The sequence below is a fragment of the Flavobacterium johnsoniae genome (assembly GCF_030388325.1).
Taxonomy (GTDB): domain Bacteria; phylum Bacteroidota; class Bacteroidia; order Flavobacteriales; family Flavobacteriaceae; genus Flavobacterium; species Flavobacterium johnsoniae_C.
In genome coordinates, this window is sequence record NZ_CP103794.1 from 4,124,860 (window position 1) to 4,141,173 (window position 16,314).

General features: G+C 35.9%; 8 protein-coding genes. All 8 read right to left on the reverse strand.

Annotation, left to right across the window (positions count from 1 at the left end; all coding sequences use genetic code 11):
* Window positions 1-165: 165 nt before the first annotated feature.
* Window positions 166-1,584: an acetylxylan esterase gene (locus tag NYQ10_RS17750; protein WP_289877561.1), complete on the reverse strand. Its 1,419-nt coding sequence runs from the start codon at window positions 1,582-1,584 to the stop codon at window positions 166-168.
* A gap of 151 nt (window positions 1,585-1,735) precedes the next feature.
* Entirely contained in the window at window positions 1,736-4,516 is a 2,781-nt protein-coding gene (locus NYQ10_RS17755; protein WP_289877562.1) for a glycoside hydrolase family 78 protein, read from the reverse strand.
* A 222-nt stretch (window positions 4,517-4,738) separates the two neighbouring features.
* Window positions 4,739-6,601: a six-hairpin glycosidase gene (locus tag NYQ10_RS17760; RefSeq protein ID WP_289877563.1), complete on the reverse strand. Its 1,863-nt coding sequence runs from the start codon at window positions 6,599-6,601 to the stop codon at window positions 4,739-4,741.
* Window positions 6,602-6,764: 163 nt separating this feature from the next.
* Window positions 6,765-7,682, reverse strand: a complete 918-nt coding sequence (locus NYQ10_RS17765) for a glycoside hydrolase family 43 protein (RefSeq protein ID WP_289877564.1) — start codon at window positions 7,680-7,682, stop codon at window positions 6,765-6,767.
* A gap of 79 nt (window positions 7,683-7,761) precedes the next feature.
* Entirely contained in the window at window positions 7,762-9,330 is a 1,569-nt protein-coding gene (locus NYQ10_RS17770) for a glycoside hydrolase family 28 protein (RefSeq protein WP_289877565.1), read from the reverse strand.
* 232 nt (window positions 9,331-9,562) lie between these two features.
* Window positions 9,563-10,969: a glycoside hydrolase family 140 protein gene (locus NYQ10_RS17775; RefSeq protein WP_289877566.1), complete on the reverse strand. Its 1,407-nt coding sequence runs from the start codon at window positions 10,967-10,969 to the stop codon at window positions 9,563-9,565.
* Between the two features lie 174 nt (window positions 10,970-11,143).
* Complete coding sequence (locus NYQ10_RS17780) at window positions 11,144-14,227, reverse strand: DUF6298 domain-containing protein (RefSeq protein ID WP_289877567.1); 3,084 nt, start codon at window positions 14,225-14,227, stop codon at window positions 11,144-11,146.
* Window positions 14,228-14,579: 352 nt separating this feature from the next.
* Entirely contained in the window at window positions 14,580-16,286 is a 1,707-nt protein-coding gene (locus NYQ10_RS17785; protein WP_289877568.1) for a thrombospondin type 3 repeat-containing protein, read from the reverse strand.
* Window positions 16,287-16,314 lie beyond the last annotated feature (28 nt).

Consider the following 16,314-nt stretch of genomic DNA (forward strand, 5'->3'; position numbering starts at 1 on the left):
CTTAAACTTCTAATCAAAAGACAAATATCCTTAAATGACTAGAGCGCGTGAGGGATAGAAGCTGGCTACCGAAGTAGCGCGGATAGCCCGACCCGATTTGAAAAAGGGGGCGAAATATGCGGTTACAAAAGTGCCCCCTTTTTCAAATTGGGTCACGCCCAAATATCATTTCTTAACTTCATACACTTTCAGATTTTTTTCTCCGAACATTTCATATAATTTGTTGATGTCTTTCAATGCGTTTTTTGGCAGATTTTCAGCTTTATTTCCAAAAACATATAATTTCTCATAAGGTTCAATCACACAAGTCGATTCGTCGATTTCTCCTTTATCATTCTTCACTTTATTCAAATCTAGGTTTAAATATTTCGCCATAAACGGATACAAAGCCATACGTTTTGAGATTCCGAAATCGTGTCCTTCCTTTGCAAAATGAGCGTTTCCGACTAAATCTTTCTTTCCATACAATTCATACGTTCTTTGGATAAAAGGAAATTCCAATTCGGGAACTGCCAAAGTCCAGTCTTTTCCGTCAGAAACAATCAATTGTGGTTTTGGTGCCATCATAGCTGAGATTTCAGCGTTATTAGTTCCGTTTCCGCATAAGTGAATTCCACGACCGCTTTCGCATGGACAACCACCTGAGAAATGTGAAGAAACCATCACAACTGGAGCTGAAACTTTTACACGATCATCAATTGCTGCTAAAAACATCGTATGCGATCCTCCACCAGAACCTCCTGTAACACCTACTCTTGACATATCGGCATTTTTTACGGTTGCCAAATAATCTAATAAACGAATTCCCGTCAGCAATTGAACTGTAGATGCAATGCTATTTCTATGCGTTTCTTCTGGAAATTGCAATAACGATTCTCCCCAAGCAAATAAATCGTAACCGACTACAATTGCTCCCATTTTAGCCATCATCGCACATCTGTATTGCTCGTCTTTTCGATATCTTCCGTCTCCGAAATGCCCGTCAGGAGTTATGATAACCGCTGCTTTTTTATTTAACGGATACGGTTTGTAAATCGAACCTGTGGCATAAACGCCAGGTAGAATTTCTAATGCAATATTTTCGACACTATAATCTTTATAAATTCTTTTTGGTGTTAAAATCGGTTTCGATTTAGGCATCGGTGGCGCTTTGTCCAAACCAAAAGATGCAATCATGCAAGCTTTTAATTCTGCTTTACGTTTTTCCCATTGTTCTTTAGTTGAATAAAGGCTTTCTAGATAAAACAAACGTTCTTTTCCTTTATCTACAGAAACTTTATGGTTTTCATATTTACGAATAATATAGGTTCCATCAGGCTGTTTGAAATACATTAATTCAAACGGCGCTAAAATATTAGTCAGCGAAAGCGGTAGATTTCCAGGTTCAATTCTCCAATCTGCATAATCAAGTTCTTTTCCTTTTAATAAACCTCTGTCGTCGTTGATCGTTACGTTAAAAACAGTTTCAATTTTTTTTAAAGTTTCTGAAACTGGTTTTCTAAAATTAGTATCAGAAGTGCTTTGCGCATTGGCAAATGTCAAAGCAAAAATGGAAACTAAGAAGATGTATTTTAAATTTTTCATTTTAATATTGTTGTGTGTTGATACGCTCATGAAACAGATTTACTTCGTAAAGACGCGGATTAAAACGGATTTTCTTTTTCCTAAAAACAAATAAAAAAATCCGTGTCAATCAGCGTTTTCGCGATAGCGAATCTGCGTCATCCGCGTTCCATTATATTGTGCATTCTATTGTATAAATTCCAGATCCTAATTCCAAAACAGGATTTTGCGCTTTTTCATCAAAACCTACTCTAACCTTTTTATTGTCAATTTTTATTTCTGAATTTTTAGCAACTGGCAATTTGATTGTCGCTGTTGTATTTACAGGAATCTGAACCGTCAAAATAAATTTGCCGTCTTTCTTTTCCCAAGAAGAAGCAATTTTTCCATAAACCGATTGATAGTCCGCTTTCGCGAAAGTCATATCACCAACTACTTCTGGCTGAATAAAGAAATGTTTGAATCCTGGCTTTTCAGGATCGGACATAATTCCGGCTAAACTTTGGTAAAACCATTCTTCAATTTGCCCTAACATAAAGTGATTCCACGAATTTCCTTTTCTAGGATCCCATTGTTCCGTTAAAGTGGTCAAGCCAAATTTAATCTGAAAACCATAACCAGGTGCATCGTAATGATTGTGCATTCTGTACATCGTTTCATTTTCGCCGTTTCTTGCCAAAGTCTGAAATAAATAACGATTTCCAACATCTCCCGTTGTTAAACGATCTCCTTTTTCTTTGATATCGGCTAACAGATTTTGCATTACAGCTTCTTTATACTGAGGTTCTACGATATCCATAAAAATCGGAACCGAGTTGCTAAACTGACTCTTTGTTCCGTATTGTTTGGTTTCTTCGTTGAAAAACTCTTTATTGAAGGCTGTTTTAATCTCAGAAGCCAAAGCATTATATTTCTCAAAATCTTCAGTTTTCCCTAATAATTTTGATGCTTTTGCTACTAAATAAGCTCCATAATAATAGTGCGAAGTCGCAGAAAGCGCAATCGGACTATTCTTTGAATATCCTGCAGGATGCGTTCCGTAATCGTACCAATCGCCTAATCCGTGTGAAACGATATGATTTGTTGCTTTCGTTCCTAAATAATCCACGTAATTTTTCATTACTGGAAAATATTTCTCTAATAATGAAGCGTCGCCATAATATTCATAATACATCCAAGGCAGAATAACTCCTGTAACTCCCCATTCTGGAGAATCGGTAAAATCACCTCCAAAAATTACATATTCAGGAACAATGGTCGGAATTAAACCATTATCACGTTGTGAATCAGAAATGTTTTGCATTGTTGCTGGAATGAAATTCTGAAGGTTATAATTGAACATTAAACCTGGACCATTTAGTTGAATTTCTTCCAACCAACCTAATTTTTCACGCTGTGGACAATCGGTAAAAACGCTTTGAAAATTACTTTTTATCGAGTTATTAATCAATTCGTGTGTTTTATTAAAAATTTCATTCGAACATGAAAAACTTCCTGCTTCTCCTGCCGAATTGTAAATGAAATTCGATTTCAATTCAACCAAAGTTGGAAGTTCTTTATTTTTATCTTCTTTGTAATTAATATTTTCAATCTGAACATACTGATAACCGTAGAAACCGAATTTTGGTGTCCATTCTTCCACTCCATCGCCTTTTAAAGTATAATCGTAATAGTATGGTTTTCCAGATCTTCCTTGCGCGATTGTCCCTTCTTCATTTAAACCTTCGGCAACCCAAACACGAATCGTTTGTCCTCTTTTTCCTTTTACTTTGATAGTTGGAAATCCTGAAAGATTCTGTCCCATGTCAAAAACATAGAAATTCGGTTTCAGCTCTTTTACGGTTTTAACTTCATATTGTTTCTGAATTGTAACTGGCGGAGCTGTCTGAGGTCTTAAAACTCCTTTTGGCGCTTCTTGAATGACAACTTTTTTCCACTCTCTATCTTTGAAACCTTTTCTATTCCAGCCTTTCTGTTCTAGATTGGCATTGTAATCTTCTCCTCCAAAAATGCTATTATAAGTAATCGGACTTTTGCTGTATTTCCAAGATCCATCTGACTTTACAATTTCTTCTGAACCATCGTTATATTTAATTTTCATTTTGAAGAATAAAGTCGGCGGACCAAAACTCACAAAGAATTTGGTATATCTTTCTGCAAGCGTATTGTACATTCCGTTTCCTAACAAAACACCAATTACGTTATCGCCTTTTTGAAATTCTTTGGCGCTTAATTCGTAAACATTGTAATTCACTGTTTTATCATAATCTGTCCACAAAGGCGCAAATTGGCTGTTTCCAACTTTTTTCCCATTGATTGTTAATTCGTAATGCCCTAAACCTGAAATATAAACAACGGCTTCTTTGATTTCTTTTTTTACTTCGAAAGGTTTACGAAGCATAATACTTCTTCTTGCCAAAGAATCGGAAGCATTGATAAACGAATTCTTTTTTTCTCTATTGAAAGTGGCTGTGTGGTAATTTCTTCCTTCTGGTAAATGACTGTCGGCTTTTGTAATCGCACCAATCCAAGTCGGATTTAAATCTGATTCTAAAGAAGCGGTTCTGAACGAAGCAGTTCTACTCCATTTTGAAACTTTTCCTGATTGATTCCAAACTTTTACTTTCCAGAAATATTTGGTTTCATTTTTTAATGGTTTTCCATTATAAACGATATGTAGGTTTTTGTCTGTATTAACTCTTCCGCTGTTCCAAATATCCCCATCATCCATTTTTAATTTTTCTTCCGAAGAAGCTACTAAAATCAAATAAGCGACTTGTGATGCATCAGATTCTTTTGAAACCAATTGCCAGCTTAATCTCGGCTGATTCTGAACTATTGCTAATGGGTTTTCAGCCATTTCTGTTGTTAAACGTACAGGCAGAATTTGTGCATTCGAGATGAATGTCATTAAAAAGATAAGTCCTAATAATATGTTTTTGAAATTCTTCATTCTTAATTGTTGAGATTCGTACGCGGATGACACGGATTTACTTCGTAAAGACGCGGATAAAAACTGATTTTTTATTTGTTTAAAAATAAAATCCGTGCAAATCTGCGTCTTCGCGGTAGCGAATCCGTATCATCCGCGTTCTATTTTTTTTGCCACGAATTACACAAATTTCACTAATTTTTGAATCAATAATTATCAAAAATAATTCGTGACAATATATTTTTACAATTTCTTAGTAATCAACGATTCGATATTGAATACTGCTTCTGGAATTAATTTTCCGGTTTGAGGCAGATCGTCGTAATCGTCTGTATCTGGCTCAGTGTCTGGATTTGGCGTGTATCTTTGTTCTCCTGTTCGGAACATAATTCGCTCGAAACCGTCTGTTGGCGCATAAAATATCTTTGTTGATTCTTTTCCATCGTTTACTTTTATAGTGTACTGACGGTTTTTAGCATCTAATTTAACGGTGATTGTATATGCTTTGTTTGCTTCGTATTTTGTAACCGCACTCAAACGCGCACCATTTTTTACCTTTAATTCTCCGTCCGAATCAAAAATCAATCTTACGGAAGGTAATCCTTGTTTATTTTGGAATTCAATCTGTAATAAACCATGATCGTTCTGTTCTGGTTTTACGGTGAAAACGGCTTCCATTTTTGAAGCAAAAGGAATTACTCTTTCAGCACGAGAATAATCAAAATAATCCTGATCTCTTAACGTGAGCCATTTTTTACCATCGGCTTTCTTTTCGATTTTGGTTGATGCCCAAGAAAGATCGTAGGTATTCCATAATTTTAATTCCTCACCATCAGGAAGTGCATTGAAAACATCATTTGCTTGTTCTTTAACCTCTGAAGTTACAGGAACAGGAATCGAAGCTACCCAAATATCTTCTTTATTTACACTATAACCAACCCAAATTTTTCCGTCTGGCGGAGTTCCGTTTTTTTCCGTGATTCCGCGAACGTATTGAGGACCTGCAGATTTGTAGTTTCCGCCGTAACGCATCGGACTTACTTCGCCATGAACTAATAGTAAATCTTTATAATTCAGTCCGTCATCACTTGTTGAAATCGCCAACGGCCAACGATATTCTGATGGATTGTAAAGTGTTGCATAACGATTGTCTGATGTTTTTTGTCCCCAGATTTTAGCGTTGCTGTTTACAAATCCTGGCGCACGTAATGGCATATAATCCCAAGATTTTCCTCCGTCTCTACTGATTGAAGTTAAAGCGTGTTTCCATAAACCAACCACATTTCCGTTTGCCAAATGGTAATAACTAAACGCTTTGTAAGGTTTCTGTAATGGAATCAATTCATCATCACGATCGGCTTCTTCTACCCATTGCTGTAAAACCAATGGTTCTGATAAGATTTCTTCGCAGGCTTTTTTGAAACCTTTGTCTTTTGATGTGGTGTAAAATGGGAATTTCGATTTCGATTTGTCCCAAGTTTTGTTGTATCTGATAAAATAGATTTCGCCAAAACTACCGTCTTTTTTAATTTCACGAATGACACGACCAATTCCTTTTCCGTCGTTTGGATCGTCTTTTTCATCCATTGCGATTCCGTAATACGCTAACGCAAAAAGTCTTTTGTCTTTTGACGTATAAAATCCCATTCTTTGGTGCATAATCGCATCGAGATTTTTGGCAACGCCTTCAACTCCTTCTTTTTTCCATCCATCAGGAATTCTATAAATAGGGAAAATTACTTCTGGTTTTGTCCACGTTACACCATCTTTAGAAGTCATTAGTAAAGTCTGGCTTGGCGGAATATGTTCGCCTGAAGGATCGCTTAAATAATGCAAATAAAAGGTATTATTCCAATACGCCATCATCGGCTGGTGGTTGTATGTCCATCCAAAACCATCCGCTTTTTCAGGATGTTCACGGCTTGCACGCATAATTTGCGTAGCGTGAACTCCAACCGCTGGACTTAACATTCCGTGATGATAATCAATGTTTGAAAGTGTTTTTCCAACATAACGCACTGTGTCGTTTTGAGCATTTACAGCGTTACAAGCCAATATAATTGTGGCTGTGATGATGTTGGTTTTTATGTTTTGGAAAGCAATCATTGTGTTTATTTTTTTGCCACAGATTACACTGATTAAAAAGATTATTTTTTATCTGCTTGATCTGCTAAATCTGCGAGAGTAAATTTTTTCCCGCAGATTTATATTTTTAATTATTAGATCTTAAAAAAATCATTTTAATCTGTGTAATCTGTGGCTATATAATTTATTTTCTATCAATTAATCCTTTTAAAACGTCCGCAGAGATTGTTGTAATCGTTCCGTGTTTATGTCCTTCTGGAAGGCTTATTTTGGAAGAAACATCTTCAAAATGAACAAAATCTGTTGTGCTTAACGCTTTATAATTTTTTGAACCGTAATTATCATAATACAACAACCAATTTTTACCGACTTTCACCACCGTTGGACCTTCAGATAAATACTCCGTTAAAGGTTCTGAACTTTTTTGAAAGGGCCCTAAAGGCGATTTTCCGAAAGCTACTTTTATATTTCGCATTGGTCTTGTATTATCTTTTAAAACCAAAACATAATCCTTTTTGCTTTTTTTGACAATCACACAATCAATTACGCTGAAACCTGGATCGTAATATAATTTTGTATCCGAAAACGTTTTGAAATCCTTAGTCGTTACATAATACATTCTGTGGTTGTTTTTCTCTTCTTCCACTCCTTTTGGATATCTAAACGGAATTGTTGATGCCCAAATAATAATGCATTCTTTTTTTACATCATCATAAAAAATCTCTGGTGCCCAAACATTTACAACTTCTGGTTCGTTTTTCATAACCGGAATATACTGCTGTTCTGACCAATGAATCAAATCTTTTGAACTTGCATAACCAAAACCATTTCCACCTTTCCAATCGGTTGTCCAAACCATGTGATAGGTTCCGTCTGCTCCTTTTGTGATTGAGGGATCGCGCATGATTTTACTGGCTCCGATTTCTGGTTTTAAAAATGATCCTTCCAATCCTTTCCAATTGTAACCGTCTTCACTATATGCCAAATATAAGCCTTCTGTCGCTGGTTCTCTAAATGACGTAAAAAGATATAAATCTTTCTTTTTCTGCGAATAACACACAGCAAAAAGCGAAAGGGTTAGTATAATGAATATTTTTTTCATGATATAAAATCGAACACTAATTTCACGAATTATCACGAATTAAATTGGTGTAAATTCGTGAAATTAGTGTTATTATAATCTATTCTGTAATTGCTTTTTTATCTAAAGAAGCTCCTTTTTTGATTTTCGTTGTAACGTTGTTTAAAACATTATTTTTTAAGAAAATGTTTTTAGTGTCTTTTCCATCGGCTTCGATAAAAACATCGGTTGGGTTGCATGGAAAATTATTACTAATCAATGCATTCGAAACATTATCTAATTTGATAACAGGAACTCCTTTTATTGCTGTTGAAGATCCGACGTTGTCTAAAATAATATTTTTTGAATCTGATATTTTGAAAGAAGAACCTACAGTTGCATTTACTTTTACATCGTGAAATTCAACATCTGTTGCTGTGCTTACGGTAAAACCTTCTTTTCCATCCATATTGATGTTCGAAAAAGTGATGTTTTGAATTGGCATTTCAGTAATTCCAAGAATTTGTCCAGCTTTGTTTACGTTTGAAGCTGTAATATTGCTCATGTGAATGTTTCTGAAAATCGGAGTTTTCTCGGTTACAGGTTCAACTGTGGTTCCTTTATCGTAGAAAAGGCTCAAAACGATAGCTTCTTCTTTGATATTTTTCATTACGATATTATCGACGCGAATATCTTCTACAACTCCGCCTCTTCCACGAGCCGATTTAATACGGATTCCGCGATCTGTTCCATCAAAAACACAGTTTGAAATCGTAATTTTTTTGATTCCGCCCGACATTTCGCTTCCGATAACTACTCCGCCGTGACCGCTTAGCATGGTGCAGTTTGTAATGGTTACATTTTCTGTTGCTTTTCCGTATTTACGTCCGTCTCCGTCTCTTCCTGATTTGATTGTAATACAGTCATCGCCAACGCTGATATGGCAATTTGAAATGTGAACATTGGTACAAGAAGAAGGATTAATCCCGTCTGTATTTGGTGAATGCGGATTGAAAATCGAAATCCCGGTAACGGTTACATTATCACAAAATTCTGGATTGATGGTCCAGAAAGGCGAATTTTTGAACGTAACGCCTTCAATTAAAATGTTTTTGCAGTTATAAGCCTGAAAGAAAGATGGTCTAAAGAATTTCTTATCAACTGTTCTTTTATAATATGGTTCTGTGTAAAGTCCTTTGTTTTGCTCTTCCCACATGGTTTGGTATTTGGTTGGAGGCAATGGTTCTTTTGCCGTTTCAATTCTATACACTTCATTCCACCATGCTTTTCCCTGTCCGTCGATTATACCTCTTCCTGTAATGGTGATATTTTCGACGTCTTTTGCGTAAAATAAGGGTTGAAAACTTTTCATTACAATTCCTTCGTAACGCATTTCTACATACGGAAGAAAATCATCGAAGTTCTCTGAGAACTTTAAAAGTGCTCCAGAATCTAAGTGAATCGTGATGTTGCTTCTTAATGTTAAAGCTCCAGTTAAGTATTCCCCAGCAGGGAAAAAGATCGTTCCACCGCCGTTTTTAGATGCTTTTTCTATAGCGTTCTGAATGGCTTGCGTGCATTTTATTCCTTTGTTGTTTCCGCCTTCGTTTAGGATGTTTAACCAACCGTCGTTTGCGAAAGTGGTGTTTAGTCCGGTAATGAAGCAGAATATTATTAGTATGTTTTTCATGGTTGTGTTGTTTTATTTTGCCACAGATTAAAATGATTAGCACAGATTTTTTACTCTCATTTTTTGTCATTTCGACGAAGGAGAAATCTTCTTTAGTGGCTCCGTATGCTTGAGCAACTTTGTAGAGTTTCTTGCGAAGATTTCTCCTTCGTCGAAATGACAAGATTGTGGATAATTCGTGATTACTTACTCACAAATTGCATTTCACTAATTACTTTTTACTTTTCACTAATCACTTAGTAGACTTCAAAATCAAAACCCAGTCATTACCATCTTCCTTTTTACCTTCAGGTTGAAAATTCTGAGTTCCTTTATTATCAAATGTTCCGATTTTAGTTTTCTTTCCGTTTCTTGGATTGTACCAAGTTGCTTCGAATTTATCTCCTGAAATTATTCCTAGTTTTACTTCAATTATTCTTCCGTTGTAAGTGTATAATAAAGCGTATTTTTCTCCTCTTATTGCAGGAATATAATCGTATTTATCGCCTTGATTAACAACTAAAGAAACATCTGGAACTCCTTCTAAAAATGGCACTTCTTCCATTAATTTCTTAATGTAAACCATTTGTTTTGCTCCTGGCGCATTGATAGCTGATGTCCATAATTCTTTGTTTCCGTAAGCAGGTTTATCGCCTTTTCTGAACATTTGCATTACCGCATTGTGTCCGTAAGTGTAACCAGCTCCGCCTGATAAAACCGACCAATATCCGTAACGGCGAACGTCGTTTGCTGCCCATTTTGGCTGTAAAGTGTCGTGTAAACCGTGCGGAATTCCTTCATAAGATGGTTCTCCGTCAAGTGTCGGTTTCGTTGGTTTTAATTCGAAATCTCTTAGAACAAATTTATAATTATCTTCTTTGAAATTAGTTTTTGATGAATCCTGATCGTATCTTCTATGTCCAGATTGGAACATATTGAAATCCAGCCATTTTTCGTTATGAAAGTTCTCTGAAGAATCTGTTCTTCCAAACGGGTGGAAAGTTACTAACTGATTCGGATTGTTTGTTTTTAAAGTATTTCCGATCGCATTCCAAATATCTTGAAATTCATTTCCGTGTGTGTCTCCACCGTTTAACCAAATTACATTGGTTCTGTTTTTATATCTTTTAGCCAAGAAATCAGCATAAACTATTGCTTGTTCTTTGCTTACTTTATTTCCTTTTGAAACATTTGTTCCCCAAACTGGAACCATGGCTACGTAAATTCCGTTTTTCTGAGCTACATCTAAAGTGTAATCCACATGATCCCAATAGTCATATTGCTTTGCATCTTTAAAATCATTTCCTGCCGTAATCAACGGTTTTGAAACATCTTCGTTGATTAAAGCGGCATCTCCGTAAACATTAACAGCATTGATGTTATGCAAAACCATAACCTGAACTACATTAAATCCTTTGTCTTTTCTGTCTTTGAAATATTTCTCAATTCCTGCTCTATCCAGTTTTCCAAATGCCAGCCAGCCTGTGTCGCCTAACCAGAAAAATGGTTTTTCGTTTTCGGTAACAAAATAATGCTGATTTTTAGATACTTTGATTTCAGGCAGAGATGTTTTTGTTTTGGCAGATTGCGAAAATCCGCTTTGTGCTGTCAACATAAAGCTTATACAAAGAGCGTATAAAGATTTAATTTTCAGATTCATTTTGGGTTGTTTTTGAATTTATGTTTTTTGGGTTTGGTTGCCACGAATTACACGAATTTTCACTAATTTTTATTCTGCTTGTGTTTATTGTTTCACGCAGATTTTGCAGATTGAGCAGATTTAATTTAAAATTAAATTCGTGCCAATTCGTGTAATTCGTGGCAAACCCTTCTTTTACTTTCTTACTACAAAAAGCACTTTTTCTTTTATTTCGGCTTGTGGAATTGTTACTTGTTTTCCTCCAATGATGTTGGCTTTTTTGGTTATAGTTCCTATTGAAGCATTGATTGCAAATACTTCAAATGTACCTTTTTCGTTTGCTAAATCGATTGTGATATCCTGATCATTTTTCAAGAAAAAAAGGTAGCTTTTTCCTTTGTTTTCCAATTTCCAAAGATTGTCTGAAAAGGTATTTCCGTCAACTAATTTCATTTCGCTTAAAGCGGAATAAAACTGAGGCAACTCGATTTTCGGAATGTTTGGCATTGAAGCCCCCGCCATTAAAGCCGGCCATCCAAATCTTGATGAACCGTCTGTTGAATATAAAATGACTTTTTCAGGATATTTTTCTCGGTATTCACGAACGGCACGATAAACTTGATTATCAGTTTCTTTTCCGGTTTTTAGTTTTCTGGCGTGCTGTCTTGGTGCTAAATTTACACCTCCTTGCGGTGCATAAGCTGAGCCGTCTTCTTTGTAATACCAATAACGAATGTCAATTACATCAACGGTTTTTACTCTTTTGGCATCATTCAAAATAGCATCCTGAACATCTTTTGTCGCGCTTAAACCGATTAAGCCTTTTTTACCTGTTTCGTCTTTCCATTTTTGAGCTTGGTCAATCCAGAATTCCATAAAATGTAATGGACCAGTATATTCTGCACTTGTAAGCTGAATTACATTGCTGTTTTCCTGAAAGTTCTCAAATGATTTTCTGATGAAACCTTCGTGCAATTTTCTTCTTTGAGCATTTGTAATATCGTAAAACTGCTCTGCCATAAAAATACGTTTGTCTCCTGCATAAGGCGGTGGCTCCGGAAAACCTGTGCTGTTGATATTGTTTGCTGAACGCCAAGGCGAACTTGCCCAGTGAGCTCCTGCTTCTAAAATATTATGCTGAAAATATTGCTGATTGATTAACAATTGTCCGTTTGGTTCTGCTAATGTTGCAAACTGTGCTAAACGATTCCAATACCAATCGTTGAATTTTGTTAAATCGTATTTACTCAAATGATCCCAAGCTAGATCTTGTCCGCTTCTTGCAAAAGGCTGTTCGTAAAACGGAGGCCAAACATCGTCATCAACTCGGCGTACACGTTCGTGATCGTCCATTCTTCTGTCGTACCATAAACCGTAATTATGTTCTAAGGCAACGATATTATTTTTTGTCAAATAATCTACAGTCTCCTGAACTTTATCCGTCAATCCATTTCCTGTTCTTCCTGGAACGAAACGAGTGATGTGCGGTGTTGATTTATTAACGAAATCATCACTTAAATCACCTCTCCACCAAGCTACGTTGGTTTGTTTTCCAGCAATTACTTTTCCTTCAAATGTCAACCAACCGTTTTCTGTTGTTACTTTAGAAGCTGATTTTTCTGTTTTATTTGAAGCAACTTTTAAATCGTTTGCATTTTTTAAACCTTTACTGTCTGTATTAATTGGATTTGCTTTTGAAGCTTCTGCAATCAATTCTTGTAAACTTTTTGCAGTCGTTGCTGAGCTTTTAGTCAATTCCGCAGCCACTTCTACACTCGGACTTGAAGAAGCTTCTGAACCTAAATCGTAAATAAATGGCTGAACCGGAAGTTTTCCTAATCTGGCTTCTAGTTGTGTGTAGAATAAACTTCTTGGACCGATATGTTCGTTTACGTTTTTCCAATGTCCGTTTCCTCCAAATTGCCCCCAAACTCCAAAAGCCCAGTTTTGTGCTGTTGGCGGACTATAACATTCTACTTTTGATGCCGATGATTCCCAAATAACAGAATTCGCCGATGTCCATCCTGCACCTCTTCCACCTTGTTCTCTGTTGTTATAACTTAAAGGTTTTCCGTCGATATTGGCAATGTCAAATAAAACTCCAGTTGCCCAGCTTCCTATTGTTCCACTGTTTTCGAAAGGCAAATGTGATTCACATTGTACGAAAGCATTTGGACCAGTTGTTCCAAATCCGCCTACAGCGAAATCATGATATCCAAATTCTGAATAACAGCGTTGGAAAAGTGTCTGTTGACCTTCTGTATAAAAAGTATGTCTTCTAAATGAAGCGATTTCAGAAATTGGTTCTGTGGAAATACAATCTTCAACTGTAATTTGCTGACTAGTTTTTAAAATCGTAACCGCTCCGCCTGCAAAGTGTTTGAAATTCACTTGTTTTACCCAAGCATTTCTAGTATTTTCAATGCTGATTGCTTGCCAACGGTGTTCTTCGTCTTTTAAATTTGAAGGATTATAGGCTGATTTTATTAAGATATTTTCAATTCCGTTATTTTCAATTCTTCCCTGCCAAGAATAAACTGTTACTTTTGAAGTTCCGAAAACATCATCTAAAGACATTGTGATTGGAGCGTTTACCGTTACTTCGTTTCCGTATATTTTGGTTACGACACGATTCCAAGTTGTAATCCAGTCTCCTTTTTTCCAGCCAATCCAAGAAGTTTCTCCACCGAAATCCTGCATGTTTACTTCTTTAATGAAATTATCCGTTAAAGGTTTGCTGATTTCGATTTCGTCGCCAACTTTTAATTTTGAAGTATTTTTTAGTTGGATTTTCTGCGTTCCAAGTGGCGTGTAAGAATTTGCGAATTCAAATGAATCTTTGTAAACTTTATCATTTTCACCCAAAATTCTAATTAAAGCTTCTCTTTCTAAACCAGTTCCTAAAAGTACGGTTCCGTTTTCCGCATTTCCGCTTCCTCTTAAAACAACTCCCGATTTTCTAATGTATAATGTTCCGCTGATTTTGAAAGTTCCTTTGTCCAATAAAACAGCTCCACGAAATCCTGATTTATCTGGTTTTAATGCACTTACATAATCAATCGCATTTTGGATTTTCTGCGTTGCATCTTCTTCTAGTTGAGATACAAAAATTTTGTTGTCTAGATTCGGAATTGCAACTTCAGAGTTTCTATATCCTGCAAAAGAAAAATCAGGGATTTGATTTCCTTGATTATCTTTTGTTAAAGAAAGTTTTCCTTCTTTGGTTTTAACGATGTCTGGGAAATTGTTTTGGGCTGTGATGTTGGTACATATAGACATCGCAAAACACATTATTACTAATGTGTTTTTTAAGCAAGAGATTATATTTTGTTTAATGAAATTCACTTTTTCTTATTTTAAATTTCAGGGTTTAGATTTTATATTCTTAAAATTAACCTTTTAAAGAACAATAAATTTATAAAATCCTATTTTCTCCAATCTTGTCATTTCGACGAAGGAGAAATCGCACTAAAAACTCCACTCTGAAAATCGCCAATCTTTGTCGAATTACTTGTGTGATTCCTCCTTCGTCGGAATGACAAACTGGATGGATATTATTTCTGTGCTTAAACCTGACAGGTTTTTAAAAACTGTCAGGTTTGCGTTGAGAATATTTAACTAATTAAAATCCTTATTGTAATAAAGACTTTAATTTCGCCAATGTATCCGTATTATTTTCAACTTTTGTCCAGTCAATTTTACTGTTTGGATCTATTCCGTTAAAATACTTTTCGATATTCGTATATCCGTCTCCGTTTGCATCTTTATTGGCGTCTGAAGCATCATTTGGATTTAATCCAAATTTCTTCTCCCATGCATCTGGAATTCCGTCGTTATCTGAATCTTTGTACGCTTTTCCTTTGTAAGTCGGATATCCACCAACTTGATCAGGATGCGTTATAATTCCTTTTTTATAAGAATCAGCTGGTAATCTTCTTTTGATAAATTCTTTTCCAATTGAATTTTCTAAACCGTCTTTAACTTCGATTTTTCCTGTTTTAACTTGTTTCAGAATTCTTTCGTCAACGGCATCTCTTTTCGGAATTGTCGCTCCAACATTCGCTAAAACAAAATCATAAGCTTCTTCTGCTTTCATAATAGTGATATGAGGCATTGAGAAAGGTTTTGGCACTTTGATATCTGCTAAGAATTCTTTTGTTTCTGCTTCTGGAAGGTTTTCCAATTGCACTCCACCATTCCAGTTATCTGCTGTAACTTCTGGAGAACCTACAATGAAGTTTCCTGAAACATAAGCTCTTCCGTATTGTTTTGGTTCAATATATCCAGATTCTGGTTTTACGATTCTATGCGAAATAGGTTCGTTTTGCGGTGTAATTGGTCCTGGTTTAAAGTAGTTGTTGATGATGTTTAACATCGAACGATAATCACCTCCGTCAAGCGTACGATTCCACCAATTAAATACTACGTTATTCACAAAATTAAAGTCGCCATACATTCCGATAGAAGCATTTCTAGAAATGTTGTCAGCCCATAAGTTGCGCATAAACGTACTATTTAATCCGCCAATCGTGCTTCCGAAAGCATGATTGTAAGTATCTAAACCTTCTGATGAAATAGTGTTTTGAATTGTGATATTACAAGCAGGAAGTTTCTCTAATTTCGATTTTGCATTAGCCGCAAATTGATGTCTGTATAAAGAAATATTTTCGTCTAATCCCCAACTTACAGAGCAGTGATCTACAATGATATTTCCCATTGGATTTCCACCCAAAGCGTCATCTCTTCTTGTTACTTCCGTTTCGCCACGTCTAAAACGCATGTGTCTGATAATAACATCGTGTGTGTCGATTTCTAAAGTTTCTCCAGCAATACAGATTCCGTCACCAGGAGCAGTTTGTCCAGCAATAGTTACGTAAGGCGCACGCATGCTGATTCTCTTTTTTAAGCGAATAATTCCTGAAACATTAAAAACAATAGTTCTTGCTCCAACTGCTTCACAAGCTTCACGGAAAGTTCCTTTTCCGCTGTCTTCCAAACTAGTTACAACAAATATTTTTCCGCCACGACCACCTGGAGTGTAAGCTCCACCACCTTCTGCACCTGGAAAAGCTGGAATATCAGCATGAACAAAATCTTTAGGATAAGAAGCCCAAGGTAAATAAGGTCTTCCCTCTCTAGCTTGTTCTTTTATGATATGATAATTAGCTTTCCAAATTTCGCCAAGTCTTGTTTCTTCTTCAGTTAAAAGAGCATCGGCTTTTTCTTGAACAGGTTTTGGAATTACGGGATATTGGGCATACGCAGATGAGAAAAGAGAACAAAATGAAAATGCTAATAATGTTCTTTTCAAGGTAAGATTAGGAAAAATATTTTGCATGGAATTGATGGTCTAAGGTTTAATAGTT